The following is a 1597-nucleotide window of genomic DNA, read 5'->3' on the forward strand; positions in this document are numbered from 1 at the left end:
TAGCAGCAGAGTTTAAAAAAACAGCTATCAAAAGGGATAAAGATGGTGGGAATCCAAAAGTGGAGCGAGATCTCATTCGAAACAGTGGATTGTTGCACCTCTTAATTCCTGATGAGGTAGGTGGTATGGGAAAAACGTGGATTGATGTTTGTGACATTGTGCGGATTTTTGCTGAAGTAGACAGTTCATTAGCACATGTATACGGCTATCATTTTCTTAATCTAACTACTCCCTATTTTTATGGAACACCCGAGCAAACAGCTTTTTACTACAAAAAAACCGTTCAGCAAAACCTCTTTTGGGGAAATGCCTTTAACCCTGTTGACTTGAACCTTTTTGCTACAGAAGAAAAAGGATGCATTGTGCTAAATGGTCGAAAAACCTTTTGCTCCGGAAGTTCAGACTCTGATTATTTAATTGTATCAACTGTTTTTAAAGATACAGAAGCTCCATTAATTGCAGTAATACCAACTAAACGGGAAGGCATCAAGGTTAACAATGATTGGAATCATTTTGGACAACGACAAACGGATAGTGGATCCATCATGTTTAAGAACGTTCCTGTTTATAACGAAGATATTTTAGCAGCTGTTCCACCGAATAAAGAATTTTTAAAAGTTCGATCTACAATTGCCAATTTCCTTATCACTCACATTATGCTTGGAATCATAAAAGGCGCCATAAATGAGGCTCTACAATACGTATCAACTAAGACAAGACCCCGTTTTGCACAAGACTCATCTGCTGTAGATGACCCTTATATACAAAGACATCTTGGACAATTTCACATTCAATATAAAGCAGCTGAATCCTTAATTTTTCAAACAACTACTATATTTCAAAAGGCTTGGGATAGTGGCTGGGACCTTACGGAAGAAGAGAAAATTAGTATACAAAATTCCATAGGAATAGCTAAAGCATTTGTTACTGAAGCAGGGTTGGAGATTACTTCGAGGATCTTTGACGTAATGGGGAGCAGAGCGACTTCTAACACGTATCGCTACGATCGCTTCTGGAGAAATATTAGAACACTATCTATGCATGCACCTATTGATTACGAAATTCAACGTCTTGGCAGGTGGACACTGCAAAATCACAAAAATTATCATGACTTGGAGGAAGATAAATGACTATTTCAACATACATTGCAGAACTAGAAATTGCTATTCGTAACGTCTTACAGCAAACAAGTTCAGAGAAAGAAATTGTAGAACAACTGAAGCCTCACTTTGATTCATTTTTAAAAACAAAAGATTTATTACCAACTACATATAAACAGCCTAAGGAAGATAGATACAGCCAGTTTTTATTATATAAACCAGAGGATGAGGCTTTTTCGATTGTAGGGTTTGTATGGGGACCTGGACAAACTGCTCCTATACACGACCATTTAGTATGGGGATTGGTTGGAGTGTATGAAGGAGCAATTGAAGAAACCAGATATCAAAGAATTAGAGGTGAAAAAGATAGCTACACATTAAAAAAAGTAGGGGTAGTAACAGCTAAAGCTCAAGATATTTCCTATGTTTATCCTCCCAACAAAGATATACATAGTGTCCGTAATCCATTTGGTGAGCCGGCCATTACTATTCATCTT

2 protein-coding genes are annotated in these 1597 nt (G+C 37.2%); both read left to right on the forward strand.

The annotated features are described in order from the left end of the window. Positions 1-1130, forward strand: a 1130-nt coding sequence (locus RB298_RS00370) for an acyl-CoA dehydrogenase family protein (RefSeq protein ID WP_486045187.1), incomplete at its 5' end; no start/stop codon positions are given. Next, a partial coding sequence (locus RB298_RS00375; protein ID WP_486045189.1) for a cysteine dioxygenase family protein occupies positions 1127-1597 on the forward strand: 471 nt, incomplete at its 3' end. The genes RB298_RS00370 and RB298_RS00375, both read left to right, overlap by 4 nt.

Source organism: Priestia sp. BR_2 (genome assembly GCF_041954005.1).
In the GTDB taxonomy this organism is placed as follows: domain Bacteria; phylum Bacillota; class Bacilli; order Paenibacillales; family Paenibacillaceae; genus Paenibacillus_AQ; species Paenibacillus_AQ lautus_A.